At 56.0% G+C, this 26,726-nt stretch carries 21 protein-coding genes and 2 pseudogenes; 15 read left to right on the plus strand and 8 right to left on the minus strand.

Annotated elements, in window-relative coordinates:
• Window positions 1-235: 235 nt before the first annotated feature.
• A complete protein-coding gene (hpaA, locus tag JFU37_RS18030) occupies window positions 236-1,138 on the minus strand; it encodes a 4-hydroxyphenylacetate catabolism regulatory protein HpaA (RefSeq protein ID WP_201116941.1) in 903 nt (300 codons plus the stop codon).
• A 189-nt stretch (window positions 1,139-1,327) separates the two neighbouring features.
• Between hpaA and JFU37_RS18035 the strand changes: the two genes are divergently transcribed.
• The 9 genes from JFU37_RS18035 to JFU37_RS18075 all read left to right on the plus strand — a co-directional run bounded on the left by JFU37_RS18035 (window position 1,328) and on the right by JFU37_RS18075 (window position 10,098).
• Window positions 1,328-1,984, plus strand: a complete 657-nt coding sequence (locus tag JFU37_RS18035) for a fumarylacetoacetate hydrolase family protein (protein ID WP_201116953.1) — start codon at window positions 1,328-1,330, stop codon at window positions 1,982-1,984.
• 11 nt (window positions 1,985-1,995) lie between these two features.
• Complete coding sequence (locus JFU37_RS18040) at window positions 1,996-2,766, plus strand: fumarylacetoacetate hydrolase family protein (RefSeq protein WP_201116963.1); 771 nt, start codon at window positions 1,996-1,998, stop codon at window positions 2,764-2,766.
• A gap of 5 nt (window positions 2,767-2,771) precedes the next feature.
• The gene (hpaE, locus tag JFU37_RS18045) at window positions 2,772-4,232 is read left to right on the plus strand and encodes a 5-carboxymethyl-2-hydroxymuconate semialdehyde dehydrogenase (protein ID WP_201116965.1); all 1,461 of its coding nucleotides are present in this window, start codon (window positions 2,772-2,774) and stop codon (window positions 4,230-4,232) included.
• A 102-nt stretch (window positions 4,233-4,334) separates the two neighbouring features.
• Complete coding sequence (hpaD, locus tag JFU37_RS18050; protein ID WP_201116967.1) at window positions 4,335-5,192, plus strand: 3,4-dihydroxyphenylacetate 2,3-dioxygenase; 858 nt, start codon at window positions 4,335-4,337, stop codon at window positions 5,190-5,192.
• A gap of 49 nt (window positions 5,193-5,241) precedes the next feature.
• Complete coding sequence (locus JFU37_RS18055; protein ID WP_201116969.1) at window positions 5,242-5,634, plus strand: 5-carboxymethyl-2-hydroxymuconate Delta-isomerase; 393 nt, start codon at window positions 5,242-5,244, stop codon at window positions 5,632-5,634.
• Between the two features lie 50 nt (window positions 5,635-5,684).
• Window positions 5,685-6,989, plus strand: a complete 1,305-nt coding sequence (locus tag JFU37_RS18060; protein ID WP_201116971.1) for an MFS transporter — start codon at window positions 5,685-5,687, stop codon at window positions 6,987-6,989.
• Between the two features lie 12 nt (window positions 6,990-7,001).
• Window positions 7,002-7,805: a 2-oxo-hept-4-ene-1,7-dioate hydratase gene (hpaH, locus tag JFU37_RS18065; RefSeq protein WP_201116973.1), complete on the plus strand. Its 804-nt coding sequence runs from the start codon at window positions 7,002-7,004 to the stop codon at window positions 7,803-7,805.
• A gap of 15 nt (window positions 7,806-7,820) precedes the next feature.
• The gene (gene hpaI / locus JFU37_RS18070; protein ID WP_201116975.1) at window positions 7,821-8,621 is read left to right on the plus strand and encodes a 4-hydroxy-2-oxoheptanedioate aldolase; all 801 of its coding nucleotides are present in this window, start codon (window positions 7,821-7,823) and stop codon (window positions 8,619-8,621) included.
• Between the two features lie 16 nt (window positions 8,622-8,637).
• Window positions 8,638-10,098, plus strand: coding sequence for an NAD-dependent succinate-semialdehyde dehydrogenase (locus JFU37_RS18075; protein ID WP_201116977.1), 1,461 nt, complete (start codon window positions 8,638-8,640; stop codon window positions 10,096-10,098).
• 69 nt (window positions 10,099-10,167) lie between these two features.
• Here JFU37_RS18075 and hpaR read toward each other — a convergent pair whose 3' ends face one another.
• The 3 genes from hpaR to JFU37_RS18090 all read right to left on the minus strand — a co-directional run bounded on the left by hpaR (window position 10,168) and on the right by JFU37_RS18090 (window position 12,945).
• On the minus strand, window positions 10,168-10,590 hold the full coding sequence (gene hpaR, locus JFU37_RS18080) for a homoprotocatechuate degradation operon regulator HpaR (protein WP_201116979.1): 423 nt from the start codon (window positions 10,588-10,590) through the stop codon (window positions 10,168-10,170).
• A gap of 170 nt (window positions 10,591-10,760) precedes the next feature.
• Complete coding sequence (locus JFU37_RS18085; RefSeq protein WP_201116981.1) at window positions 10,761-11,702, minus strand: p-hydroxyphenylacetate 3-hydroxylase reductase component; 942 nt, start codon at window positions 11,700-11,702, stop codon at window positions 10,761-10,763.
• A 73-nt stretch (window positions 11,703-11,775) separates the two neighbouring features.
• Complete coding sequence (locus JFU37_RS18090; protein WP_201116983.1) at window positions 11,776-12,945, minus strand: p-hydroxyphenylacetate 3-hydroxylase oxygenase component; 1,170 nt, start codon at window positions 12,943-12,945, stop codon at window positions 11,776-11,778.
• Between the two features lie 447 nt (window positions 12,946-13,392).
• Here JFU37_RS18090 and JFU37_RS18095 point away from each other — a divergent pair, with 447 nt between their 5' ends.
• From JFU37_RS18095 to JFU37_RS18100, 3 genes and pseudogenes are all read left to right on the plus strand, one after another.
• On the plus strand, window positions 13,393-14,730 hold the full coding sequence (locus tag JFU37_RS18095; protein WP_342214949.1) for a hypothetical protein: 1,338 nt from the start codon (window positions 13,393-13,395) through the stop codon (window positions 14,728-14,730).
• A 304-nt stretch (window positions 14,731-15,034) separates the two neighbouring features.
• Window positions 15,035-15,178, plus strand: a pseudogene (locus tag JFU37_RS30725) (5-carboxymethyl-2-hydroxymuconate isomerase); the annotation flags it as partial.
• A 359-nt stretch (window positions 15,179-15,537) separates the two neighbouring features.
• Complete coding sequence (locus tag JFU37_RS18100) at window positions 15,538-17,127, plus strand: methyl-accepting chemotaxis protein (RefSeq protein ID WP_201116985.1); 1,590 nt, start codon at window positions 15,538-15,540, stop codon at window positions 17,125-17,127.
• Between the two features lie 695 nt (window positions 17,128-17,822).
• Here the strand turns inward: JFU37_RS18100 and JFU37_RS18105 are convergent.
• Window positions 17,823-18,244, minus strand: a pseudogene (locus tag JFU37_RS18105) (IS5/IS1182 family transposase); the annotation flags it as partial.
• 456 nt (window positions 18,245-18,700) lie between these two features.
• Here JFU37_RS18105 and JFU37_RS18110 point away from each other — a divergent pair.
• Window positions 18,701-19,360, plus strand: a complete 660-nt coding sequence (locus JFU37_RS18110; RefSeq protein ID WP_201116987.1) for a MarC family protein — start codon at window positions 18,701-18,703, stop codon at window positions 19,358-19,360.
• A gap of 211 nt (window positions 19,361-19,571) precedes the next feature.
• Here JFU37_RS18110 and JFU37_RS18115 read toward each other — a convergent pair whose 3' ends face one another.
• From JFU37_RS18115 to JFU37_RS18125, 3 genes are all read right to left on the minus strand, one after another.
• The gene (locus tag JFU37_RS18115) at window positions 19,572-21,284 is read right to left on the minus strand and encodes an arylsulfatase (RefSeq protein ID WP_201116989.1); all 1,713 of its coding nucleotides are present in this window, start codon (window positions 21,282-21,284) and stop codon (window positions 19,572-19,574) included.
• Window positions 21,285-21,685: 401 nt separating this feature from the next.
• Window positions 21,686-22,132, minus strand: coding sequence for a hypothetical protein (locus JFU37_RS18120; protein WP_201116991.1), 447 nt, complete (start codon window positions 22,130-22,132; stop codon window positions 21,686-21,688).
• A 504-nt stretch (window positions 22,133-22,636) separates the two neighbouring features.
• Window positions 22,637-24,673, minus strand: coding sequence for an alkyl/aryl-sulfatase (locus tag JFU37_RS18125; RefSeq protein ID WP_201117001.1), 2,037 nt, complete (start codon window positions 24,671-24,673; stop codon window positions 22,637-22,639).
• A 167-nt stretch (window positions 24,674-24,840) separates the two neighbouring features.
• Between JFU37_RS18125 and JFU37_RS18130 the strand changes: the two genes are divergently transcribed.
• Both JFU37_RS18130 and JFU37_RS18135 read left to right on the plus strand, forming a co-directional pair.
• Entirely contained in the window at window positions 24,841-25,800 is a 960-nt protein-coding gene (locus tag JFU37_RS18130; RefSeq protein WP_201117003.1) for a LysR family transcriptional regulator, read from the plus strand.
• A gap of 128 nt (window positions 25,801-25,928) precedes the next feature.
• Entirely contained in the window at window positions 25,929-26,717 is a 789-nt protein-coding gene (locus JFU37_RS18135; RefSeq protein ID WP_207201671.1) for a PaaX family transcriptional regulator C-terminal domain-containing protein, read from the plus strand.
• Window positions 26,718-26,726: the final 9 nt, after the last annotated feature.

The raw sequence follows: 26,726 nt of genomic DNA on the forward strand, positions 1-26,726 counted from the left end.
GGCGAATCGGCAGCTTAATGTCGCCAGCTAGCCGGTGCAAGCTGCAAACCAACGGCCGTTTTGTTTTCTTGTTAACCGTCTTCACAAGGTGAATTCGATTACACATCGCCCCTTAGCCGCGCCCTGTGAAAAGTGCAATCCGTTCTCTGTAAAAGCCATTTTGCCGCACCGATTCCGTGACCATGATGATCAGCACAACATCGACAAGGCCACAGCAACAAGACCTATGCCCTGCTCAACGCAAACCCGATTGGCGCTGGCGGTACTCCCCCGGAGTGACCTGTGCATAACGCTGGAAGAACCGACTGAAGTAGGCAGGGTCCTTAAACCCCAGCTGGTAGCAAATTTCGTTGGCCGAATTGCCAGTGAACAGCAGCAAACGTTTAGCCTCTTGCATCAACCGCTCGAGGATCAACCGTTTCGACGGCAGGTCGGCAATGCGCCGGCAGACGTCGTTGAGCCGTGCCTCGGTAACCCCGATGCCAGCGGCATAGCGCGACAGCGGCCAGTGCTGCAGGTAGTGGTCTTCGATCAACTCGTTGAAGCGGTGGAAGATCCGCAAGTCTTCATGACGTGCCGGACGGGCTTCCAGGGAGTTGGCGCAAAGCCTAAGCAGACTGATCATGATCAATCGCGTCAGGCTGTCCAGCGCCGAACCCCGCCCAGGTCCATCGGCGTTGATCTCGCTGCACAGCTCCTCGAACAGAAACTCCAGCCTCCTGACCTCGGGCTGGAATTGTGGCGCCAGCCGCGTCAGAGCCACGCAGGCTGCCGGCAACTGCGCGCCGGGCGCCAGACTCGTATCGGCATCGATCAACTGCCAGACCAGCTGCTGGCGCACCGTCAGCACATGCCCGTCGGCATCCGCTTCAGTGACGAAAGAATGGGCTACCGTCGGTGGCGTGAGAAAAAACATTGGCCCCGACTCGAGGTATTGCTGGTCGTCCAGATAGACCCGCACCGCACCGCTCTTTACGTAATGCACCTGGAAGAACCGGTCGTGCCGATGCACCGGCATGTTACGGCCGAAGAATTCCGCCAAGTTGCCGAGTTTGTCGTAGTGCACTTCGGCATCGCTGTAGCGCTGGTCGTAGACCTGACCGATGTTGATATTGGGGATCGGCTGACGATCGCTCATCGCTCGGTTCTCTTTTTTGTTTGGATGTTGGCAGTGCAAGGACTTTCATCCTGCGCCGGTTTCAGGCGACTAACCATTGGCAGAGGATTTTGCCACGCTTGACGATAGTTAACATATTAATTATAACGTTAACAGGTTAACGAATATTTCGCGGAGCAGTCATTGTCCCGCCACTGCCAGGAGAAAAGCATGAGCCGTGCCCTGCATGATGTTGCGAACGGCACCCTGTTCGGCGTTGCGCTGAACTACCAAGGGTTGCTGAACCAACGTATCGCCGAATTCGAGCAAGCGCCTTACCAGAAACCGCCGACCAAACCGGTGCTGTTCATCAAGACGCCCAATACCCGTAATGGTCATGACTGCGCCGTGGTTCATCCGCAAGGTGAACGCCTGCAACCGGGCCCGGCATTGGGCGTAGTGATTGGCAAAAGCGCTAGCCGGGTCAGCGTTGAACAGGCGCTGGAACATGTGGCCGGCTACATCATCGTCAATGAGTTCAGTCTGCCGGAAGACAGCTACTACCGCCCGGCAGTCAAGGCCAAGTGCCGTGACGGCTTTTGCTCGCTGGGCCCGGAACTGGTGGCCCGTGACCAAGTCGCCAACCCGCATCAGTTGAGCCTGAAACTGTTCGTCAATGGTCAATTGCGCCAGGAAAACTCCACGGCCAACTTTGTCCGCAGCATTCCCCAGTTGATCGCCGAGATCAGTGAATTCATGACCCTCCACGAAGGCGATGTGCTGATCACCGGCACCCCCGAATGCCGCGTCGATGTCCAGCCCGGCGATACCGTCGAAGTCGAAATCAGCGGCCTGGGCCGCCTCGTCAACCACATCGTAGCCGAGTAACAGGAGCTTCCATGAAACACGCCCGCATCCGTTTTGAAGGCGAAGTCCATCTCGCACATGTCGAAGAGCACAACGCCCTGCGCCTGGCCGACGGGCGCCTGCTAGGAGAAAGTCAGGTTGAGTGGCTACCACCGGCCACCGGCAGCATGTTCGCCCTGGGTCTGAACTACGCCGACCACGCCGCCGAACTGGCCTTCAAGCCGCCCACCGAGCCCCTGGCCTTTATCAAATCCCCCGGCACCTACAGCGGCCATAACCAAGTGACCTGGCGCCCAGATAACGTCGCCTACATGCACTACGAGTGCGAACTCGTTGCCGTTATCGGCAAGCCGGCACGCAACGTCAAACGTGAAAACGCCCTGGAATATCTGGCGGGTTACACAGTGTGCAACGACTACGCGATTCGCGACTACCTGGAAAATTACTACCGTCCCAACCTGCGGGTGAAGAACCGCGATGCCACGACGCCCGTCGGTCCGTGGATCGTCGATGTCGCCGATGTACCGGATCCGAGCAACCTGAAACTGCGCACCTGGATCAACGGTGAACTGCGTCAGGAAGGCAGCACCAAGGACATGATTTTCGATATCCCTTACCTGATCGAGTACCTGTCCAGTTTCATGACCCTGCAACCCGGCGACATGATCGCCACGGGCACGCCGGAAGGTCTGGCCGATGTCGTGCCAGGCGATGAAGTAATCGTGGAAGTGGAAGGCGTGGGTCGCCTGGTCAATCGAATCGTCAGCGAAGCGGATTTTTTCTCCGCGCGTAAAGAGGCTTGAGCAACATGATCAAACATTGGATCAATGGCCGCGAGGTCGAAAGCAAAGACGTTTTCGTCAACTACAACCCGGCCACCGGTGAGGCCATCGGCGAAGTCGCCAGCGGCGGCGCCGAAGAAGTCGCCCAGGCCGTGGCCGCGGCCAAGGAAGCCTTCCCCAAGTGGGCCAACACCCCGGCCAAGGAACGTGCCCGACTGATGCGCAAGCTCGGTGAGCTGATCGAGCAAAACGTGCCACAACTGGCCGAACTCGAAACCCTCGATACCGGTTTGCCGATCCATCAGACCAAAAACGTGTTGATTCCACGGGCCTCGCACAACTTCGACTTTTTCGCCGAAGTCTGCACCCGCATGGACGGTCACAGTTACCCAGTCGACGACCAGATGCTCAACTACACCCTCTATCAGCCAGTGGGGGTTTGCGGCCTGGTATCACCATGGAACGTGCCGTTCATGACGGCGACCTGGAAGACCGCGCCGTGCCTGGCGCTGGGCAATACTGCCGTCCTGAAAATGTCAGAACTGTCGCCATTGACCGCAAACGAACTGGGTCGCCTGGCCGTCGAAGCGGGCATTCCCAATGGCGTGCTCAACGTCATCCAGGGTTACGGCGCCACCGCGGGTGATGCCTTGGTTCGGCACCCGGACGTGCGGGCGATTTCCTTCACCGGTGGTACCGCGACCGGCAAAAAAATCATGCAGACCGCGGGCCTGAAAAAGTACTCCATGGAACTGGGCGGCAAGTCACCGGTGCTGATCTTTGAAGATGCCGACCTGGAGCGTGCCCTCGACGCGGCGCTGTTCACCATTTTCTCGTTGAACGGTGAACGCTGCACCGCCGGTAGCCGGATCTTCATCCAGGAAAGCGTGTACCCGCAGTTTGTCGCCGAGTTTGCCGCTCGTGCCAAACGCCTCATCGTTGGCGACCCACAGGATCCGAAGACCCAGGTCGGTTCGATGATCACTCAAGCCCACTACGACAAGGTCACCGGCTACATCAAGATCGGTATCGAAGAAGGCGCCACCCTCGTCGCTGGCGGTCTGGAACGTCCAGCCAACTTGCCGGCGCACCTGAATAAAGGCCAGTTCATCCAGCCGACAGTGTTCGCCGACGTGAGCAACAAGATGCGCATCGCCCAGGAAGAAATCTTCGGCCCGGTGGTCTGCCTGATCCCGTTCAAGGATGAAGCCGAGGCTCTGCAACTGGCCAACGATACGGAATACGGCCTGGCGTCTTACATCTGGACCCAGGACATCGGCAAAGCGCATCGTCTGGCCTATGGCATCGAAGCCGGAATGGTGTTCATCAATAGCCAGAACGTACGTGATTTACGTCAGCCGTTCGGCGGTGTGAAAGGCTCCGGCACCGGTCGAGAAGGTGGCCAGTACAGCTTCGAAGTATTCGCCGAGATCAAGAACGTTTGCATTTCCATGGGCAGTCATCACATCCCGCGTTGGGGCGTCTGAACTAGCGGCTGTTGAAGGCTGCGATGGGGCGCGCATCGGCCCATCGCAAGCCTCGACAACTGCCAGACTGAATCAAACAACAACAATTTCAGGAGAATCATCATGGGCGAAGTCGTCCTGGCCGCGAAGATCTGCCACGTACCCTCGATGTACCTGTCGGAACTGCCCGGCAAGCATCACGGTTGTCGCGAAGCAGCGATTGCCGGACACAAGGAAATCGGCCGTCGCGCCCGCGAACTCGGCGCCGATACCGCCGTGGTGTTTGACGTGCACTGGATGGTCAACAGCGGCTATCACGTCAACTGCGGCGAGCATTTCAAAGGCATCTATACCAGCAACGAGTTACCGCACTTCATCAAGAACATGGAGTACCAATACCCGGGCTGTCCTGAGCTGGGTGAGCTGATCGCCGCCGAGGCCAATCAGGCCGGGGTACGCACCATGGCTCACAACATCCCGAGCCTGGAGCTGGAATACGGCACCCTGGTGCCGATGCGCTACATGCACATGGGCGTTCCCGACGAGCAGAAGTTCGACGTGATCTCCATTGCCGCCTGGTGTGCCTGGCACCGTCTGGAAGACAGCTTTACTTTCGGCGCCGCTGTACGTCGGGCCATCGAGAAGAGCGACCGCAAGGTGCTGGTGCTGGCCTCGGGCTCACTGTCCCACCGTTTCTCCGACGACCGTGAAGCCGAAGCCAACATCCACAACTGGACCCGCGAGTTCGACAAGCAGATGGACCTGCATGTGGTCGAGATGTGGAAGCAAGGCCGCTTCAAGGAGTTCTGCGCGATGCTCCCGGACTACGCCGAGCATTGCTTCGGCGAAGGCAAGATGCACGACACCGCGATGCTCCTCGGACTACTGGGCGGGCCTGAATATAACAAACCCGCCGAGATCATCACTCAGCCGTTCGGAAGTTCCGGCACCGGCCAGATCAATGCCATTTTCCCCCTCTGACACTCGCTCGCGGGCAGCCTGAAAGTTGCTCGCGACTTGGGAGATTCATATGCCACATTTCATCGCCGAGTACTCCGACAACATCGAACAGCAAGCGGACTTGCCCGCGCTGTTCGAAAAGGTTCACAGCGCCCTGGGAGACAGCGGCGTGTTTCCCCTGGGCGGCATCCGCAGTCGCGGCATACGCCTGGACACCTGGCGCATGGCTGACGGCAAGCACGACTACGCCTTTGTTCATATGACGCTGAAGGTCGGCCATGGCCGTGATTTGGCGACGCGCCAGAAAGTCGCCGAGAGCCTGTTCGAGGTCATCACCCAGCACTTCGCCGAGCTTCAGGCCCAACGCCTGCTGGCCTTGTCGTTCGAGATGATCGAACTGCACGAGCAACTCAACTTCAAGGAAAACAACGTCCACGAGTTTCTCAAGGTTCAGGCCCGTTAAGGCAGCCTGCCGTTCGTTCCATCGGCCTCTCAGACAAAAAGTACAAAATCATGAGCTCAGCCAATACCGCCGACACCATCAACACCGTCGCGCGCGAGCGTACCCACAGCCTCATCACCTGGCGGCTGATGCCGCTGTTGTTGATCTGCTACCTGTTCGCTCACCTCGACCGAATCAACATCGGCTTCGCCAAGATACAGATGAGCGCTGACTTGAATTTCAGCGACACGGTGTACGGCTTGGGCGCCGGTCTGTTCTTCGTCGCCTACGCGCTGTTCGGCGTACCGAGCAATATGGCCCTGGATCGTGTTGGCCCACGGCGCTGGATCGCGACGCTGATGGTGGTATGGGGAACGTTATCAACCAGTATGTTCTTGATCGACAGCGCTACCGGCTTCTATGTCCTGCGCTCTTTGCTGGGGGTGGCCGAGGCCGGTTTCTTTCCGGGCATTCTGGTGTTTCTGAACCGCTGGTACCCGGCTGGTCGTCGAGCGCAAATCACCGCATTGTTTGCGATCGCCGTACCGATGGCCGGCGTGATCGGCGGCCCGTTGTCCGGCGGCATCCTCGAAAGTTTCCATGATTATGCAGGCCTGCACGGCTGGCAGTGGATGTTCATCATCGAGGGTGTGCCCGTCATCTTGCTTGGGCTTGTCGTGTTCAAGTGCCTGCCGGACAGCTTCGAAACGGTCAAGTGGTTGGCTCCGCAGGAGAAGCAACAACTGCGCGAGCAATTGAACAAGGAAGAACGTCGCAAATCGATCACTTCGTTCTCCTCAATCCTCAAGAACCGGCAGGTATGGCTGCTGGTCGCGGTGTATTTCGCGGTGATGCTGGCAGTTAATACCCTGGCGTTCTGGATGCCGACACTGATCCACGGCGCCGGTATCGGCAGCGACGGCAAGGTCGGCTTGCTAAGTGCCGTACCTTATCTGGCGGGTTGTTTCTTCATGATCGGTTGTGGACGGTCGTCCGATCGCAACCGTGAACGCCGCTGGCACCTCTGCGTGCCATTGCTGATGTCTGCCGCCGGCATCGCCATCGCCGGACTTTCACCTGCCAATCCAACCACGGTTCTGGCTGGTTTGATCATCGCCGGCATGGGGGCCAGTGCCGCGTTGCCAATGTTCTGGCAACTGCCCCCGGCCTTCCTGTCCAACAGCACCCAAGCCACCGGCATTGCCCTGATCAGCTCCTTCGGCAGCATCGCGGCGTTCTTCGCGCCCTATCTGATCGGTTGGATGCGCGACACAACCCAGAGTGCCAGCCTGGCCCTTTACCTGCTCGCACTGTTCATCGCTCTCGGTGGTTTTTTGGTGCTGCGTACCCAGGCCTCCATTGTCAACCCTAAGTAAGAGATCATTGTCATGCTTGATCAACAACTCATTCAGCAAGCCGCCGCCCGCCTCGACCGCGCCGAGCGCTCACGCGAGCAGGTACGTCAGTTTTCCCTGGACCATCCAGACATCACCATTGAAGACGCCTATGCCATTCAGCGTGCTTGGGTAGCGCAAAAAATCAAGGATGGTCGCAAGTTGGTCGGGCATAAAATTGGCCTGACCTCGCGGGCCATGCAGGTGTCTTCCAACATCACCGAGCCAGATTACGGTGCGCTCCTCGATGACATGTTCTTCGACGAAGGCACTGATATTCCGTTCGAGCGCTTTATAGTGCCTCGGGTGGAAGTGGAACTCGCGTTCATTCTGGGCAAGCCCTTGAAAGGTCCGAACGTGACGGTTTTTGATGTGTTGGACGCCACCGAATGGGTGATCCCGGCACTGGAAATCATCGATGCGCGCATCCAGCAGGTCGACCCGCAGACCAAAACGACCCGCAAGGTGTTCGATACCATTTCTGACAATGCCGCCAATGCCGGCGTGGTCATGGGCGGCCGCGCCGTGCGCCCGACCGAGATCGACTTGCGCAAGGTGCCAGCCGTCCTCTACCGCAATGGTGTGATCGAGGAGTCCGGCGTCTCCGCTGCCGTACTCAACCACCCGGCGAAAGGCGTGGCTTGGCTCGCAAATAAACTAGCGGCCTATGACGTCACGCTGCTGCCAGGGCAAATCATCCTGGGTGGCTCCTTCACCCGCCCTGTTGCGGCAAACCCTGGCGATACCTTCCATGTCGATTACGACATGCTGGGGTCCATTGCCTGTCGTTTCGTTTGATCGGAGACTTCTACGATGGATATGCCCATTAATACCTTCAAACTGCGCCTGCAAAGTGGTGAAGCGCAGATCGGCCTGTGGCTTGGATTGGCCGACGCCTATTGTGCCGAACTGGCCGCCAACGCCGGATTCGATTGGCTGCTGATCGACGGCGAACATGCACCCAACGATTTGCGCGCAATGCTCAGCCAGCTTCAGGCCGTGGCCCCCTACCCCAGCCACCCAGTAATTCGCCCGGTGATTGGCGACACCGCACTGATCAAGCAAGTGCTCGACATCGGTGTGCAAACCTTGTTGGTACCTATGGTGGAAAGCGCAAACCAGGCGCGCGAGCTGGTCCGTGCGATCCACTACCCGCCCAATGGTGTTCGTGGCGTCGGCAGTGCACTGGCACGCGCATCGCGCTGGAACAGCATTCCCGGTTACCTCGACAAATCCGATGAACAAATGTGCCTACTGGTGCAGATCGAGAACCGCGAAGGCCTGGCCAATCTTGATGCAATCGCGTCGGTAGAGGGTGTCGACGGAGTCTTTATCGGGCCGGCGGATTTGAGTGCATCGATGGGCTACCGCGGCAATCCGGGTCATCCCAAAGTCCAGGCAGCGATCGAAGACGCCATCGCCCGAATCCAGAAAGCCGGTAAAGCGGCTGGCATTCTCAGCGCCGACCAGAAACTGGCCAAGCGATACATCGAGCTGGGCGCGGCGTTCGTTGCTGTCGGCGTCGACACCACAGTTCTGATGCGCGGTCTGCAAACCCTCGCCGCCACATTCAAAGATGCTCCGGTGCCCACAAGCTCCGGCGGCGTGTACTGATTTTTTGAGAAGACTGATGAAACTTAACGATTTGAAACTGCTGCGCGAACAGGCTTACATCAATGGCCAATGGATCGAAGCCGATAACGGCACACGTTTCGCGGTGACCAACCCGGCGAATGGCGAAATCATCGCCGAAGTCAGTTCCCTCGGCCAGGCCGAAACCGCCCGCGCTATCGCCGCGGCCCAGGCTGCCCTGCCCGCCTGGCGCGGCAAGACTGCTAAGGAGCGCAGCAACATCCTGCGCAATTGGTTTGACCTGATCTTGGCCAACCAGGAAGACCTCGCCCGCTTGCTCAGCCTGGAGCAAGGCAAACCCTTGACCGAAAGCCGCGGCGAAATTGCCTACGGTGCCAGTTTCATCGAATGGTTCGCCGAGGAAGCCAAGCGCATCTATGGTGACGTAATCCCGCATGACAAGCAGGGCCGCCGTCTAGTGGTAATCAAGCAAGCCATTGGCGTGGTGGCAGCCATCACGCCGTGGAATTTCCCCAATGCGATGATTACTCGCAAAGTCGGCCCTGCGCTGGCGGCTGGTTGCACCGTTATCGTCAAGCCTGCTTCGGATACCCCGCTGTCCGCGCTGGCCTTGGCTGAACTGGGTGAGCGTGCAGGAATCCCGGCCGGTGTTCTAAACATCGTCACCGGTAACCGTGCCCGTGAAATCGGCACCGAGCTGACCGGCAACCCTAGCGTTCAGAAAGTATCTTTCACCGGTTCCACTGATATCGGCAAAACCTTGATGGCGCAATGCGCCGAGACCATCAAGAAAGTCAGCCTTGAGCTGGGTGGTAATGCACCCTTCATCGTGTTCGAAGATGCCGACCTGGATGCAGCGGTCGAAGGCGCCATGGGTTCGAAATTCCGCAATAGCGGGCAAACTTGCGTCTGCACCAATCGAATCCTGGTACAGAACAGTGTCTACGATGAATTCACGCGGCGATTGGTGGCTGCGGTCAATCAACTGAAGGTTGGTGCCGCTGACGTGGATAACGCACAGCAAGGGCCGCTGATCAATGCCAAGGCCGTTGCGAAGATTGAAGAACATATCAGCGATGCGCTGGGCAAAGGCGCCATTTTACTAGCCGGAGGAAAAACCCACGCGCTGGGCGGCAATTTCTTTCAGCCGACAGTGCTGGGGGACGTCACTCCATCAATGCTGGTCGCTCGCGACGAAACCTTCGGCCCATTGGCGCCGGTGTTCCGGTTCGAGACCGAGGCCGAAGCGATTGCCATGGCCAACGACACCGAATTCGGCCTGGCTTCTTACCTCTACACCCGCGACCTGGGGCGCGCATGGCGTGTCAGCGAGGCGCTGGAGTACGGAATGGTCGGCGTAAATGAAGGATTGATCTCAACCGAAGTGGCACCGTTCGGCGGTATCAAGCAGTCGGGTCTGGGCCGCGAAGGCTCAAAGTACGGCATCGATGATTACATCGAACTGAAGTACATGTGCCTGGGAATTGGCCTAGCCTGACGCGTCTCATCCGGCGATAACAAACCACCCCAGCGCAACGCTGGGGATTGGTCAGGTAACCACTCGTGACTAGCGCTTGAGCGCTTTCAACTCGTTGAGCAACGTCAGCAACGCCTGCAACTTTTCCTCGCCAAATCCAGCCTGCAACCGCTGATAATTGGCTTCCATGCTTTGGCTCATCGAGCTGAAACAGGTCTCCCCCTTTTCGGCCAGACGCACCAATACTCGCCGTTGATCCTGTTCCGCTTTGCGACGTACAACCATGCCGGCGGCCTCCATGCGCACAAGCACACCGGACATGCTAGGTTTGAGAATGCACGCCAGCTCGGCCAGTCGATTGATCTCAAGCTCATCATGTTGACTAAGGATTCGAATGACTCGCCACTGCTGCTCGGTCAGACCGTGTTGATTAAGAGACGGACGGAAAAACCCCATGGCCGCTTCACGGGCCTGGAGCAATGTCAGGGTCAAGGATTCGCGCGGCTTGGGCATGGGGATACTGTTGAGACCGTATTTAGTTAATTTATTAACTAAAATTCTATCATTATCGGTTGTGCGTTGCTCGCGCCTTCACCTCCTGGTCTTCAGGCGCCTCACCAGCGATCGGCGGGCGCAAAAACGGCGCCGTTTGGTGCCGTTTTTTTCTACTATCAATCGCCGACTCAAGCCTCCTGAATGACACCCTTGAGTACGGCTTTGAGATGTTCGACCTGTTCCTCGCTGAACTGACCAAACACTTTGTCCTGCTGCTGTTTGGCGATCGCCCAGAGCCCTTCCGTTTCGTCGATGCCTTTGATGGTGAGACGCACGCGATCACCCTCATCATTAACCAAGCCTTTGCGTTTGAGGTTGGCTACCGCCTCTTCAATCTCCCGAACAGGCATTGCTACTTCCCGCTGCAAATCGGCCATGTTCAGACCCGCATCGTTCTCCAACACCATCAACATCCGCGCTTCACTGGTGCGCAACCCGGTGGACAACTGACGTGGCTGGTAACTGGCCTGATAGGCTCGCAATGCCTGGGTCATCAGGTAATAAATATTGTGGGTCAGGCGGCCTTGGAAATGACTGCTCGGTAACTGCCCCTCTTCACGCGTGGTCATGCGGGTGTGCGGTAATACCATCGAATAGGCGCCCTGATGATAGAGCAACGGTGAGCGACCGAAATCGTCAAACGCCACCACCTTGCCGATCATGATCCAGTGATCGCCGCCGTCGATTTGCTGAAATTTTTTACAGTGGAAACGCGCCGAGCAATCGACAAAAACCGGTGAACCACCCTCGCCCGCCTCGAACTCGATTTCGGCGAAGCGGTCTTCCTTGGGTTTGGCAAAGTTGTTCGACAGATCTATCTGATCGGCTGCCAGTATGTTCACAGCAAAGTGACTAGCGGCTTCGAACACCTCATGACTACTGGAGCGCTTATCAATGCTCCACAAAATCAGTGGTGGATCCAGTGATACCGAGTTGAAACTGTTGGCCGTCACGCCAACCTTGCGCCCATCTTCAGTGGCCGCCGTGACGACCGTCACGCCTGTTGCAAAATTGCCAAGCGCCCGGCGAAACGCACGGGTATCAAAGGCGGCATCAGAAACACTAGACATGCAAGACTCCTGGGCCATCGAATTTAATGGCCTCGATTGTTTTATGTGAACCGCAACCCAGAGAATTGGTGGATCAAACCATGGTGGGATCGGGTTCCAGGCCCATCAACTCACGACCCAGGATTTGTGCGCAGACGTCATAGTCGGTGTAGGCGTGAGCGCCGGTCAGATGTGCATCACGGAACAACCGTTGCAGTTCATTGGTCTCGAACCAGGAACCGCCGCCGGCGGCCTCCATCAGGCGATCAACCGCCTGGATGCACATCTTGGTCGCGTATCCCTGATTGGTCCGCCAGAAGGCCAGGGTTTCCCGGCTTGGGTATTCATGGCGCTCGCTGTGATCGGCATGTTCCTGCCAGGTTTTTTCAAGGAAGGCCCGAGCTGCCGCCACCTGATGAGTGGATTCGGCCAAGCGCATCAAGGCAGGTATCGCAGCACCGACCGCCGCACCGGTATAAGCACGCACGCGGGTCCTGGTTTTTTCGCGGAAGACATCCAGCATCCGTTCAGCCACACCCAGGCTTACCGTGGAAAATCCGCTGGCAAAGTAAGGGCGATACGGCGAGTAAAAGATCTTGCTGTCAGGGTACAGACCAAATCCGCCCGACTTGCCCTCCATCATGTCCTTGGCTTTCTGGATGTGATGTTCAGGCACGAATGCATTATCAATGATCAAAGTTTTGGAGCCGCTGCCGCGCATGCCCACGGCGTACCAGTCATCACGAATGTCGTAATCACTGCGCGGTAGAACTGCAAAGCAGTAGTCCTGGGAGCCTTCAGCGTTCTTGCGTCTGAAACCGACGATTGCCCACTCGGCATGATCGCAACCGCTGCTCCATCCCATCTCTCCACTGAACATCACTCCGCCGTTGACCTCTTCAGTGCGACCGAAGGGCGCGATACTGCTGCTGGCGGTGGCATCAGGATCATCGCCCCATACCTCCTGCTGAGTCTTAGCAGGGAACATCGCTAGCTGGTGACTGTGGGTGCAAAGCAAACTCATTGCCCAAGCCGTACTGGCACAAGAACCCGCCAGCAACGCGATGCAATCGGCGAACTGCGGCAAGGAAATCTCCATCCCACCAAACTTTTTCGGCTGAAAGGCGCGATGCATACCAATGCTTTTAAGCAGTGCGATGTTCTCGGCAGGTACGGTTCGATCCGTCTCTGCCTGGAAAGCATTAGCCGCAATGGCAGGCAGGATGGACTTCAGGTCTTCGAGCATCGGGTTTGGCTTTTTCATGGACTGACTCTTTATTATTGGTGTCTGCTGATTCCGTCTGACCTGGCACCCCACTGCTTCTTAGGGTGCAGAAAATTGGCGGTGATCAATCATGTTTTCCCAATCAGTATGCGTAAGCAGGACGTTATGAAAAATGCACGTTTCCAATGGAAAATTGCACTTTTCATAGCGGGACAGTTCTCGCGGAAAAATCGAGCGGCAGGCTGACCGAAAGATCGCATTGCAAGTACGACATCCGCGCTATGACCCGATCAGTTCGATCCGCCACCCGACCATCTTTGGCAAAGACCCCCTCCGAATTTGGCACTCACAGACGAGTGCATGTCTCTGTGAGCCAAGACTGTAACCCTCAAAGACCCTAGCCTTTGTTCAGCACCGGTAACGAAAGCACCGGCTGCCTTTACCTTGCACCCTGCGGATGCACTTATTCGGGTTTGGAGAAAATACGTGATAACAAAAGCAAAACGTGCCTCGCTGCCTTATCGATCGGCTTCACTTACCTTGCTGCTGGCACTATCGCCCTTGAGCCATGCACTGCCCTTGTATGCTGACGATGAAACGACCATCGACGCCAAATTAGCCGCAGCTTTTGGTGCTTACTACAGCCGGGAGAACTACGCGCAATCCGGGACGCTTTCTGAGGGCTCAAGCAACTGGCAGGAGTCCATGTTTCAGTACGGCCTGGACATCAAGCATGCAAACAAAGACTTTGGTACGACCTATGGCGCCCTGAACTGGGTGTCTACAGGCACCTATGGCGACGGCGATTCGGCTGGCTGGAGTGACGGGACCGAACGGACAACCAAGATAGAAGACGCTTATATAGGTTGGCGCTCAACTGACCTGGTCCCGGCATTTGGCACCGATGGGATCGACTTTTCGTTCGGCCGCCAGACCGTTGTGATCGGCGATGGCTTCCTGATGTCCGGGGATGCCTTGAATTTTGGTAATGGCATCGATGATGGTCATCTCAATCGTGGCGGCGCGTACTACCTGACAGCGCGCAAGGACTTTGACCGCACCGCAATATTGCGCCTGGGAGGTAAACAAGGCTGGCGCAGCGACCTGATGTGGCTGAAATCCGACAACCCTGCACAAGCCAAACCCGAATTAGCGGTCGGCACCCTCGAGCATGTAGCTGAGCAAGGCACGGTGGGCCTGACCTACATCAAAGTGCTGGATACCGACAAAGCCCTGGCCGAGCAGCTTTATCCAGAGCGCAAGGGCATGAAGCAATACAGCATTCGTGCGCAGGGCAACGCCGGAGTGCCGAACTTGTTCCTGTCGAGTGAATATGCCTGGGAACACACTGATACCCGGCAAGAAAACGCCTGGTATATGGAAGCAGGATGGACGTTCAGCGAATTGCCAATGAAGCCTGTAGTCAACTATCGCTACAGCCGCTTCTCCGAGGGCTATGACCCCATGTTCTACGGCAATGGCCGAGCACTGGGTACCTGGTTCCAGGGCGAGGTTGCGTCCAACTACGCCGGCCCCTTTAATACCAATACCCAGGTCCATCATGTTGGCATCAAAGCGGCGGCCTCCCCGACCGTGAACGTCGGCGCGTTGCTCTACGACTTCTCGTCCTTGAACAGCAGCGTACAAAACCTCGGCGCACGCGAGGCCGATCTCTACGCAGAGTGGACGATCAATCAGCATTTCATGCTGATGCCACTAGTCGGGCTATACAAACCTGAACACAGTACCGAGAGTGGCGGTACTCAGTTGGGCAACAGTAATACCAACCTCTATGCCCAGGTGATATTGGGCGTTAATTTCTAACGTACTCAAGCGTACGATGGCTGATGAAATATTAAGTTGTTAGCGCTTGTACCAAAACTATTGCTGGACTCAGGAGGTGCACGGGCACCTCCATTGGCGGTATTTTTCACCTAGAGGGTGCAAATAGGTGCTCTGTGGTTATGCCATGGCAGATAACGCCTACGTTGATGTCATGGGCTAGCGCGGAAGCGGCTGCCAGCGTGAGCCCCACCACGACCGCGATAGTGTAGGCGAATGCTACTGCAGCGCTGAACGTCAACATGAAGTTGCCGCCCCAACTTTCTGCACCACCACCCAGAATTAGTTGTTCGCCATCATCAAAGGGCACTTTGCCGAACTGCAATAACGCCAACTGCTGGCGCTGTCGTTCGAAATGATCGAGCTAAATGCCGAGCTCAATTACAAGCACAACAACGTTCATGCGTTCTTGGAAAATCAGGCGACCTGATTATGCCGCATTGCGCATAGCGCAAATCTCCGGAGCGCTCGCCTCCATCGTTATCCCCATGAAGGAACAGTCATGCCCAACGCATCAATCACTGAACAGGTCACTGAACGTCTGAACGTCGCAGAACGCTTCCGCGAACAAATTCGTCAGATGTCGTTGGAGTGGACACCACCGAGTTGAAGCGCGGCCTGCCGATGCTGGTAAGCCAGCACAAAACCTATGCTGAATTGAGCGCTCCAGAGAGGGCGTTTACTGAGACCGCACGAAGCACGATGAGGGCATCGGCTGAACCGCTCTGCGTAGAAAGAAACATGCCCCTTGGGTAAGCCCCATCTCGAATAAAAAGAGGAGAACCGCACATGAGCGATCAACATCCCATCCGGGCCAACGTTGACACGTTTCCAGAACGCGAGGAGGCCGAAAAGGAACTGCCCTTCTCACGCCTGGATACCCACGGTCGACTGATCGGCTGCAACGAAGCTTTTGCGACGATGTCCGGCTATGGACGTGACGAATTGATCGGCAATCGGCACGAGCTCATCGTGCATGAGTACATGCCAGTCCTGGTCAGCGCAAGCATGCTCAAAACCGTATTGGCCGGCAAGCCGTGGTGCGCGCCACTGATGGGATGTGATCACAGCGGTCAGATATTTTGGAGAGATCTTTACGTTGTCCCGCTGTACGACGCCCACCAGAAACTGTCGGACTTCGGAGCGGTTTACCATCCGATCCCTGCCGACCGTATCCAACACATTGAAACGATTTACAGGCGCTTGAACAACGGCTTGAAGCCTTTCAATCCAGGTAGTCGCGTAAAAAGCGCCGTCACCTCCTACGGATTCTTTGCACTGATGATCGCAGGAATGGTCGCAGCAGCTTATTTCGAGCACATCAGTTTGGGGCTCGGAGGAGCGCTGGTTGCGGGTCTGTTAGCGGCCTGCTGGCAGTCAAAGACAATGCTACGACGGCATCTGAGAGACACTTTGTCAAAACATCCGCATGTCTACAGCGAGCCATTACTGATCGCCCTATACACCGACACACCAGGGCTCTTCGCCCATCTCGACATGGCGCTGCACAGCCAAACATTACGCATGCGCACCGTCATGGGACGAACCCAGATTAGCGGTGAGACCTTGCTGAGTCGCGTTGCAGAATCTTCGTCCATGGTTCGAACGCAAGTAGATCAACTTGAAGAACAACTGCACAAAACCGAACAGTCCGCGGCGGCGATTCACGAAATGAGCGCAACGATCCAGGAGCTCTCACGTAATCTGCAACAAGCGGCACAAGCTACGCTGTCGGTTGACGGGCTTGCCCGCAACGGCGAGAAAATCGCCGTGCAAAGCCTGGCATCCACCCAAACGTTATACGCTTGCGTAGAAGACATCAGCCGCTCCGTCACTACGCTTGCCGAATCCATCGAGTCGATCGGCGGCATTACTGAGGCTATTCACAGCATCGCGGAACAAACCAACCTGCTGGCACTCAATGCGGCCATAGAAGCCGCCAGGGCGGGTGAATCTGGACGTGGGTTTGCGGTCGTTGCCGATGAAGTGCGAGCGCTGGCCATGCGAACCCGTCAATCCACCGAGCACATTCAACGATCTGTTGCGCAATTGCGCGAAGGTAGCTCATCGGCATTGGCTACTGCCGGGCGAGGCGAAACGGCAGCTCGGGCGGCCAGCGAAGACGTGGTTCATGTGCAGCAGGCGTTGCGTCGAATATGCGAAGAGGTTGGCGAAATAACAGGCATGAGCCTGCAAATGGCCGCGGCAATCGAAGAACAGGGTCAGGTCGTCGAAGAAGTGAATGGTCAAATCACCCGAATAGCCACCTTGGCCGAACACAGCAGCGAACACGCGCAGCGCAGCAACGAAATCGGTCTTGAGTTGCAACAACTTGCCCATGCGCAACTGGAGCTTTCACAACGTTTTCGAAACGGCTAACGCGAAAAGGCTCCACGTACATCCCTGCTGAAATGCGAACCGGTTTTTTTTGGCAATCAGAGTTATGTGTTGTGTGCACGCGCAGTCAAAATGGGCAGCGGACAACTGCTCCTTTCTGCAGCCCTTTAGCTTATATTGAAGAGTACATCTATGGCCGCACCCTACATTGAAACGCTCGCCGGCGTAGACGACCTCCTTGTCCAAAGCCATGGATGCATCGTAAGCGTCCGGCTACACACCTTCCTGATCTCAGCGTTTCAGACTACGGGCCTGCCTATCTTTGCCGATGGCTACGCTGATTGAGCATCGGCTTTTGATAGATCTATGGAAGTGGGTAAATGCACTGACTTGAGCACCTGTTTGCATTCGACCTGACCAGTCATTTGCATCGACTTGACCAGCGCGCTTTGTAACCATGATCGGCAGAGAACGGCCGATTCTGTTGAAAAAGTCGGAATTTCAGCTGGCCTGAACTCAGGCACGACCACCATCGGAGAACCTACTCACCACATTGAGTGGTTTCTCGGCCCTTCGTTGACCTTTGCTGCTCTGTTATTGGGTTGGTTTGAGGTTTTTTGCTTAGTGCAGGCGCACCTATCCCGTGACCGGTGGCCCTTAAGATGTAAATTCGGCCAGCCGTCGCAGGTTCTGCACCGCGGCGGTCAGCGTGAACTCATCGGTTGCGCCTCTCATGCCGCGGTGTCGCAAATGAGGCGCTCTGGCTTGATGTCGAACTGCGCTTCGACGTGGTCAACCATGGTCTTGGTGCTCTCAACCTCGGCCGTTCGATGAGCGGGGGGTTGGTCCCACATCCACGATGACGCCGTTCTCGGTATCGATCAGATAGTTCGTGGAATAGGCGAAAAACGCTGGGCCGCCCGGAGCAGCGGTCCAGCGGGCTTGTGATCAGTCAGCGATAGGCGCTTCGGTAGCGTTTCGGCCAGGGCCTCCTCATCGTGTGCCTCAAGGTACTCACGCACGGCGCGGGTGCTCAGGAACGGATCGCTCCAGTTGACCGGTTCATCACCCGGTACGCCGCGCTGCCGACGCGCATCCGCTTTGATGATGCTGGCGTCCACGGCAAACCTTCGCCTTTGACCAGGCCGGCGTCCGTGCAGGCCAAGGTTTCCTACTTGGGCACATCCAGGGACCCGGATCGCTAACGGGCATCTGTACGTTTGCTTCGAGGAACATGCCGATGGATGGTTTTCGATCGCAGTCTTCAAGGATCTAATCGAACATCGAATCCAGGCCATCACAGACGAATCGCTGTCGAGACATCAGCTTTTTAACGCAGGCCTAGCCCCGTATGAGCTCCACCTGATTGATTATTCTCTGCTCGCATCTGAGAACAAATCTGATTTTGAGAGACATTGGGTTGTAACTTTTAAAGGTGTAAGTCTGGATGTGGTTGCCCAGTCCCTAGAGTTTCTGGTGCCTTCCTATCAAGGGGAATCCCCGGATCAAGCGGCCAATAGCGGACTCTCCGAATGTTTCGGGGCAATGACTTGAGGTGAGTTGTTTCTGATCAGCTATGGTAATTCAGTAGACCACGCTCTTGGGCAGATCCTCCATGGACTCATACCTCACTCTTTTCCTAAGCATGTTCACCACGCTACTGGCAATCATCAATCCACTTGAGGCCATTCCGGTATTTTTGGGTCTGCTGCAAGACAAAGACGCCGCCGAACAGCGACGGGTGGCACGCAAAGCCTGCCTTTATGCACTGCTGTTGATGTTTTTCTTTCTGATCTTCGGCAACTTGCTGTTGCGCTTGTTCGAAGTTCCCCTAAGCATGATTCGGGTGGTCGGAGGATTGATCCTGATGCGGATCGGGTTCGAGCTATTTGCTCCCTCACCCAACAGCAGCCTGATTCCAAGCGGGGGCAAAGGCAACGAGGACGTATCCTTCATACCAATGGCCATGCCGATCATGTTTGGCCCCGGCGCCATTGCCACAGTGATTGGCCTGACCAGCACCATCAAGAACTCCGACCGCGCCATACTGTCCTTCGCCGTAGTGGCACTGGCGATCTGCACCACCATGTTAATCACTTACCTCTCTCTGGCTTACGCCAATAACATTCTCAGAAAGATTGGCCCGCAAGGCATCGACGCCGCGACCCGTATCGTCGGCTTCTTCGTTTCGGCGATGGGCGTAGGCCTGATTTTTCATGGGACGGTGGAGTTTCTACAGTCGTATGGGGCGCTACTCAACGGTGTTACAAAGTAGGACTGCAAAGTTCTTTGATTTTACTGCCATTCAAAATCAATGGTTCTCACTACTCCTGTCTCAATCAGTCCGGTTCAACTTGGCTGATTGAGTTGAACGCTGCCTGAAGTTCGCAATAGACCGGTTTTCATAAAGAAAAGACCATGCGATCAACAAAAGGGCGCCTGTGTGGAGGCGCCCGTGGATTTTTAGCGGCTGCTTAGATACGCCGTTAATCGTGCCCGTTATGACCGTTCTGCTGCATGGCTTTGAGAATACCGTCCAAGTTGTAGGTTTCCGGCGCCTGCATGGGCGGGAAATCTTTGTACGACATTAACTCCTTCTCCCAGAGCAACTGCCCGATTGGCAGCATGTTCCAGTTGTAGATATAGGCGTTACCAGGGGAACCCAAAGCACCGCCATAGCCCGTGATGGACTTCGCGTCATCGCCGACTGTTGTTTCAAAGGGGTCGCGCTTGAGGTTGAGCAGTTGAGTCCAGTGGAAAGTGGTAGCGCCATATAACCCGCCCGTCGCGGTATCCGGCACTATGGTGTAATACATCTTCCAATTCTTGTAGCGCACAGCCGAAGGTTGCGATCCGGTGTAGTAGAAGAAGGTGTCACGCGCCGACTTTTCGGATTTGCCAGTCAGATAGTCAGTTTGATCCACGCCGTCGAGCTTGGTCTTGACAATACCGGGGTACTTGCCCGCCATGACCTGCTCATTTAGTTCATTACCCTTCTTGCCACCAGCGATATCGACCAAGGTCGGCAACCAGTCGAGAGAGGCAAAGATGTCGGTAAGGATCGTGCCCGGCTTGATCACCCCAGGCCAGCGCATGACCAGCGGAGCGCGCATGCCGCCCTCCCAAGTGGTCAACTTGCCGCCCTTGAACGGAGTAGTACCGCCGTCCGGGAAGGTAATGGTTTCCGCGCCGTTGTCGGTGGTGAAGACGACAATGGTGTTGTCCAACTCGCCCATGTCCTGAAGTTTCTTCAAGACATAACCAATATTGTCATCCAGCTGCTTCATGCCCGCTTCATTGGTCCCCCAGTCCTTACCGCCGGCTTCACCAACCATGGCTTCATACTTGGGTGGCAGTACCGTGGTGATGTGCATGCGTGCCGGGTTGTACCAGACGAAGAACGGCTTATTGGTTTTCTTCGGATCGTTGCGGTCGAGGAAGTCGATGACCTTGGCGGAAATTTCTTCATCCACAGTCTTCGAGCGTTCTAGCGTCAGCGGCCCTTCGTCCTTGCAAGTGGTGTTCTTCTGCGTACCGTCGCTGGAGACGCAGGATATGACCGGACGTGGTGGCGTCAAGCAGGTACCCTCCCTCGGATCGATGGCTCCGGGTACTTCCGGCAGCCCGTTGATCGGGGCGGCCTTGCATGGCGGTGCAATGCTCTGCTCTTGCGGAGTCTTGTTGATGTCGACAAAGCTCACGCCCTGCATCGCATCGAGGTGATAGAGGTAGCCCCAGAACTCCTGGAAGCCGTGGGAGGTCGGCAGTGCCTCAAAATTGTCACCCAAATGGTTCTTGCCGAATTCGCCAGTGGTATAGCCCAAATCAAGCAAAAATTTGGACAGTGCGGGTGTACCAGGACGCAGCCATGATGGGCTGCCGGGTAGTTGCGGTGGAATCATGCCGGTACGCAGCGGATGCATCCCGGTAAAGAAAGCGTTGCGCCCCGCCGTACAACTCTGCTCGGCGTAGTAGGTCATGAATTTCGCACCTTCCTGGGCGATGCGATCGATATTCGGCGTTTCACCGACCGCCAGCCCCTGGTGATAGATACTCGGCTGCATCCAGCCAACGTCATCGGCCATGATGAACATGATGTTGGGTTTCTTATCGGCAGCTTGAGTCACTGCCGACATGCTGGCTCCCCCCACCAGACTACTCAACGCCAATCCCGCTAGTACAAGTTTTCTCAGTTTCATGAGTTTGATCCTCTTCCAGTTGATTCACATAACCACCCATCTCGGGTACGTTGTGTTCTCATCTCTCAAGGCTCAAAAACTTCAACTGCCTCATCCTTATACTGACGGTCATCCGTCATTGGGCATCCTTAATATCTTGAGCTTTGACCGCAATGGCGTGTGGCTCTTATCGCATGCATACCCGGAATTCAGCCCTACCACTAACAGGATGGTGAGTATAGACGCGCATTTATAAGGTGCCGGCCGGTAGAAATTTAGGGAAATGGGCCTTCAACGTTTCTGCGTCTCCTTCTGGAAACCTCTATCACCCAGTCCATGCTGCAAAATTGGCGAAAACGTCGGGAAAACGTTTGCGGAAGCTGCTTGATGGCAAAGCCGCCCCCGCCATCCGTCACATCATTTCACCGCTTTGCCTGCGCGACATCGCCGCAGAAAATATCGACGCTGCCATCTTCGGGTGATGTCCGTACGACGATGGAGTATTTGCCGGAAAGCAATTCTGACGTTGCGATAGGCGCACTACGGTAAAAGCTCCAGCCGTTGCCCCCGGCGGCATCACTTGTGTTGACCTTATCGTTCATTGCGTAGGCGTCTGGCCCGGGTTGCTGGCAGCTGCCTTTATTGATGAACGTGTAAATGCGCGGTGGCAGGATAGTTCCGGTCGGAACGCCAGTGATATAGAAGTCAAAATTGGTTTGATTGCCTTCCGCGGTCAATGTGGTGTTGGCGCTCTGGCCCGCATTGCTGTGGGTGGCAGTCAGAGGCAAATTCATTGAATGGTTAGAAGCCGTACTGCAACCGAAGAGACCGACCATAAGTAGCGCGAGCGGGACGATGCGGGTATTCATAAACAACCTCCAAAAGTGGAAGAAGTGCATGGGGGGAACATTGGGTATAGCTCATTAGTAAATGTGCTGTTCTCATAAATCTGAGTTCAAAAACCCGGTTTATGCAGACGAGCAAATCACCTGCATCTAGTCATCGCTTACATCGATGAAGCGGTCACGCAAAAAGCCGAAGTCAGGATATTCAACGCGCAGAAATTACGGTGCTGGAGGTAACGACGACTGGCGTCTTACCCGGAACTGAAGAGTGTAAATGCCTCCAACAAATGCTTGCTGAGGACTATCTCACTAACGGAGTTGCCGCACCCAGGACTTGATTTCTGTCGGGGAATGGGCTGCTACTGGTGATCCCTTTGTGTGTCGCGCCAAGGGTCGATTGAATCCATAGTGATGGAGCGTGAAAGATGGTCGATTGCTGCCTTCGGCAATAGGCAGCAAATGACCAAATTGGGTGTTGATCGCAAGATTGCGTCACCCTAAACAGGATGACACGCAGTCCCCTATGGATTACTGACTGGTGCCAGGCAGTAGCTCAAAGGTTGGGTTAAACGGCGTGATGGCAGCCATCAACAGCTCGAAGGGTTTATGGTCGCCTACGAATGTGGCTTTTCCGGCCGCAACGAGTTGAGCGAAGCTGGTTTTCCTTGCCATTACGCCTTCAAGATCAGAACGATCAAGGGTGATAGTAAGGTCGGCATTTTTCGCTTGCTGCCCCTTGATATTGGTCAGTGTTGAATTGCTTAACTCAACAACAAACTGCTCACCGTTGTCGGGCGTCTTGAGATTCAAGACAAAGTGTTGATCCGCAACTTTGCTGCCATCAAGGGCGATGCCGAGGTACTCCAGCCACAACTCGGTACTCATGGCGCGAATCATGTCAGGCCCGGTGGTTTTGGGCGGTACACCCTTTGGCATGCCGTGGCGTAACTCATACGCCGCCGCGAGGAAGCTGTTACGCACCCCGGCACTTTCCTTCTGATAGCCGACCTGCTCATAGACGTCCGCGAGCAAGTCCTTGGCCTCGGTGTTTTGGGGTTCGGCATACACCAGCTTATTGAGAATTTCATAGGCTTCGCGGTATTTACCCTGATCGAACAAGGATTTGCACTTGGTCATGATCTTCTCTGAGCCCCCCATCATTTCCACGTACAGCGGTGCCGAATCCTTCGGTGACAGCGGCATCAGCGTCGCTGGGTTGGCATCCCAGTAACCCAGGTAGCGATTGATCACGGCGCGGCTGTTGTGCTCTTCGGAGCCGTGGTAGCTGTGGGTCGCCCAGTTGTTTTTCAGGCTGTCTGGCAACTTGTAGACGTTGTGAATCTCGTTGATGGTGACGCCCTGGTTGGCCGCGTGCAGCACGGCGTTATTCAGGTTGGCGTAGGCGTCGCGTTGCGCGCGCATGACGTCCTGAATCCGCTCATTACCCCAACGTGGCCAACTGTGCGCGGCGAACATGACGTCCGCCTGTTGTCCGTAGCGATACAAAGCGTTGTTGATGTTCTTCGACCAGACCAGTGGATCACGGACCAGAGCACCGCGAAGGGTGTAAATGTTATGGATGGTGCCGACGATGTTTTCCGCGGCCCAGAATGCCTTGAACTGCGGGAACCAGGTATTCATCTCCGCTGGCGCTTCGGTGCCCGGAGTACTTTGAAATTCCATTTCCACGCCGTCGATCGTCAGGGTCTCGAAATCTTTCGTGATATAGCGATTGGGTTCGATCAGGCCCATGTTGCCAATGGACGCATTTTTTCCGATGGCCATGTCGACGTGGCCATAAGGACTGTGCGGCAACAACACGCCATATTGGAAAAATGCGCGCCGGGTCATTGCGTTACCGGCGTAGACGTTTTCAGCCACGGCATGTTCCATGAAACCGGTGGGTGCTATCAGCGGGATTTTGCCGCTGCGCACATCGGCCTCATCGACCAACCCGCGGACGCCACCAAAATGGTCGGCATGGGAGTGAGAGATCACCACCGCTACGACCGGGCGCTTACCGAGTTTTTCATTGATAAAGTCCAGCGCAGCCTTGGCGGTTTCCTTCGACATCAGCGTGTCGAACACAATCCAGCCCGTATCGCCCTTGATGAACGTGATGTTCGCCAGGTCAAACCCGCGCACTTGGTAAATCTTTTCCGGAACCACCTCGTACAGACCGAAGGCCATATTGAGTATCGCCTGACGCTGCAACGACGGATTGATGCTGTCGTAATCCTTGCCGTCGAGCAGGAAGTCATAGCTCCCCATGTTCCAGGCGACATTTCCGGCTTCAGCCATGATCTTGTTGTAGGTCGGTGCCGCAATAAAGCCTTTTTTGGCCTCCTCAAAATCTCGTTTGTCCGCGAACGGAAGTGTCTTGCGTACACCGTTTTGCAGTTCGATCGTGTAGGCCGAAGGCGGTTTGCCTTTGGTATCGAAGTGCGCACTTTTTGTTGAGGAAGGATCAGAACTTGCGCCGTTTGCATCGGCCGCAAAAATGGCAGGGCTAACGCCACAGCCCAACGTAATTGCCAGTGCCAGATGAAGGGTCTTGTTGTGCATGAGGGGGTTCCTGTACCAAGGGCTGCCAAGAGCGTCAATGCGGATAATTGCGCCCGATTTTATTTATTGGGTACGCGTCTACTTGACCCGTCAGACCATGAATAGCATATTCATTTCATTACGAAAAATTCCGTTTCAGTGGCTTCCGATAACATAAAGGTTATGAGATGACACCCCGTCGCTTACGTCAGTTTTTGGCATTGATTGAACATGCGCACTTTGGTCGAGCGGCCAAAGCGTTAGGGGTTTCCCAGCCGGCGCTGAGCAAAAGCATCCAGTTGCTGGAGAGTGAACTTGGAGTCACGCTGTTCGACCGACGCCCTGAAGGCATTGCGCTGACTGCGTTTGGTCATTTGCTTCGGGAAAAAAGTCGGCGCTTGTTAGTGGCCGAGGAAGATTTGCGGCGTGACATTGCCTTGCTGGCGGGAGGTGATATCGGAGCGCTGAAAGTGGCCTTGGGTCCCTATCCAAGTATCACCAGCGGATACACCAGCATCGCGCGGCTGCATGCCCGGCACCCGAACATCAAAGTCACGGCCCATGTTGCCGGATGGCGTGACGTTGCTCATCAGGTCGCGACCGGAGTGGTGGATTTGGGGATCGCCGAAATCAGTACCTTGGAAGGCCGGGAAGAATTCACCTGTGAGCTGTTGGGTGAGCACCAGGGACGTTTGTTTTGTCGGCCCGGCCATCCTCTGCTTTCGCAAAAGCGTTCATTGACGTTGGCGCAAACACTCGATTATCCCTGGGTGGCTTCGCGTATTCCGCTGCGGCTGGCGACCCATTTGCTCCCGGCCACGTTGGGCTGTGCCGGTGCATACGATGCGGTGAACGGTGATTTTGTACCGGCAATTGAGATAGACGTGCCCATGCAAATCGTAAAATTCGTCGAGAACAGTAACGCCCTGGCGGTAGGCAACTTGTCGAATTTCGAGCAGGAAATCAGAGCGGGTGAAATCGTCGCATTGCCTATCCATGACCTTGCACTGCGTACCCGTTACGGCTTCATCTACCTCAAAGAGCGCTCATTGCCACCCGCGGTCGAGGTGTACATGAGGGAAGTGCGGGCCGTGGAAGAAGAGATCAGTCAGCGCGAAAGCCTTCTCGCCCGGATGAACAAGGAGTGAGCCGCGCGCTGTATATGAGCATCTTGGCCCAACTCATTACAAAAATTATTTTTTGTTTGTTTATTGCGTAATATTACTCATAACGCTAGATTCAATCCTAATTCGTAATGACTTGTGTTTTTTGGAGGATGACGGTGAAACCTTGCGTAAAAAGCCTGGTTCTCGAGCTGCTGGTTGCCAAAAACGGCGTTCCGTTGCAGGTCAGGGAAGCCATTGTCGCGTGCGAGCTGTTCGGGATCAGCGAAAACAACGTTCGTGTCACCCTGGCACGCCTCACCATCGAAGCACTGCTTGAAGGTGCGGGGCGTGGCAGTTATCAGTTGGGACCACAGGCCAGGGACATTTCGTCCCAGTTGTTTGCCTGGCGAAGCGTCGAGCAGCATTTGCGGCCGTGGGACGGCAGTTACCTGATGGTCGCGTGCAACGCCTTGGGCCGCAGTGATCGCAATATCCTGCGCCAGCGTGAACGATCGCTGCACATGTTGGGCTTCGCAGAACTGGATAAGGATCTGTATGTTCGCCCGAACAATATCGAGCCAGATATCGAGTCGTTGCGTCGACGTTTGATCGATCTCGGCCTGGAACCGGCCGCGCTGGTTTTTCAGGCGATGGGCTTCGAAGAGGCGCAAATACAGCGAATTCAGAACCTGTGGAATGGCGAGTTGCTCAACGACAGCTATCGCCGCAATTGCGAGCAGCTGGAGAGCTGGGCCTTGCGCGCCGAGCAACTGAGGCTGGATGCGGCCGCACGCGAGTCGTTCACCCTCGGCCGCGAAGCCATCCGCCAGATTGTCTTCGATCCCCTGTTGCCGCAACCCATGGTCGATGTGGCGCTGCGCAGCGAATTCGTGGCCGCTACCCAGCGTTTCGTGGACCACGGTCACCAGATCTGGCGCACCTTTTTGCAACAACCATAAAGCCCAACT

Source organism: Pseudomonas sp. TH41 (genome assembly GCF_016650695.1).
Classification (GTDB): Bacteria; Pseudomonadota; Gammaproteobacteria; order Pseudomonadales; family Pseudomonadaceae; genus Aquipseudomonas.

Bases quoted from the DNA above. Each gene is read 5' to 3' on its own strand.
- hpaI (WP_201116975.1), top strand. From the start codon at position 7,821: ATGGATATGCCCATTAATACCTTCAAACTGCGCCTGCAAAGTGGTGAA.
- JFU37_RS18110 (WP_201116987.1), top strand. From the start codon at position 18,701: ATGGACTCATACCTCACTCTTTTCCTAAGCATGTTCACCACGCTACTG.
- JFU37_RS18115 (WP_201116989.1), bottom strand. From the start codon at position 21,284: ATGAAACTGAGAAAACTTGTACTAGCGGGATTGGCGTTGAGTAGTCTG.
- JFU37_RS18085 (WP_201116981.1), bottom strand. From the start codon at position 11,702: ATGTCTAGTGTTTCTGATGCCGCCTTTGATACCCGTGCGTTTCGCCGG.
- hpaH (WP_201116973.1), top strand. From the start codon at position 7,002: ATGCTTGATCAACAACTCATTCAGCAAGCCGCCGCCCGCCTCGACCGC.
- JFU37_RS18040 (WP_201116963.1), top strand. From the start codon at position 1,996: ATGAAACACGCCCGCATCCGTTTTGAAGGCGAAGTCCATCTCGCACAT.
- JFU37_RS18055 (WP_201116969.1), top strand. From the start codon at position 5,242: ATGCCACATTTCATCGCCGAGTACTCCGACAACATCGAACAGCAAGCG.
- JFU37_RS18090 (WP_201116983.1), bottom strand. From the start codon at position 12,945: ATGAAAAAGCCAAACCCGATGCTCGAAGACCTGAAGTCCATCCTGCCT.
- JFU37_RS18075 (WP_201116977.1), top strand. From the start codon at position 8,638: ATGAAACTTAACGATTTGAAACTGCTGCGCGAACAGGCTTACATCAAT.
- JFU37_RS18120 (WP_201116991.1), bottom strand. From the start codon at position 22,132: ATGAATACCCGCATCGTCCCGCTCGCGCTACTTATGGTCGGTCTCTTC.
- JFU37_RS18060 (WP_201116971.1), top strand. From the start codon at position 5,685: ATGAGCTCAGCCAATACCGCCGACACCATCAACACCGTCGCGCGCGAG.
- hpaD (WP_201116967.1), top strand. From the start codon at position 4,335: ATGGGCGAAGTCGTCCTGGCCGCGAAGATCTGCCACGTACCCTCGATG.
- hpaR (WP_201116979.1), bottom strand. From the start codon at position 10,590: ATGCCCAAGCCGCGCGAATCCTTGACCCTGACATTGCTCCAGGCCCGT.
- JFU37_RS18035 (WP_201116953.1), top strand. From the start codon at position 1,328: ATGAGCCGTGCCCTGCATGATGTTGCGAACGGCACCCTGTTCGGCGTT.
- hpaA (WP_201116941.1), bottom strand. From the start codon at position 1,138: ATGAGCGATCGTCAGCCGATCCCCAATATCAACATCGGTCAGGTCTAC.
- JFU37_RS18125 (WP_201117001.1), bottom strand. From the start codon at position 24,673: ATGCACAACAAGACCCTTCATCTGGCACTGGCAATTACGTTGGGCTGT.
- hpaE (WP_201116965.1), top strand. From the start codon at position 2,772: ATGATCAAACATTGGATCAATGGCCGCGAGGTCGAAAGCAAAGACGTT.
- JFU37_RS18135 (WP_207201671.1), top strand. From the start codon at position 25,929: ATGACGGTGAAACCTTGCGTAAAAAGCCTGGTTCTCGAGCTGCTGGTT.
- JFU37_RS18130 (WP_201117003.1), top strand. From the start codon at position 24,841: ATGACACCCCGTCGCTTACGTCAGTTTTTGGCATTGATTGAACATGCG.
- JFU37_RS18100 (WP_201116985.1), top strand. From the start codon at position 15,538: ATGAGCGATCAACATCCCATCCGGGCCAACGTTGACACGTTTCCAGAA.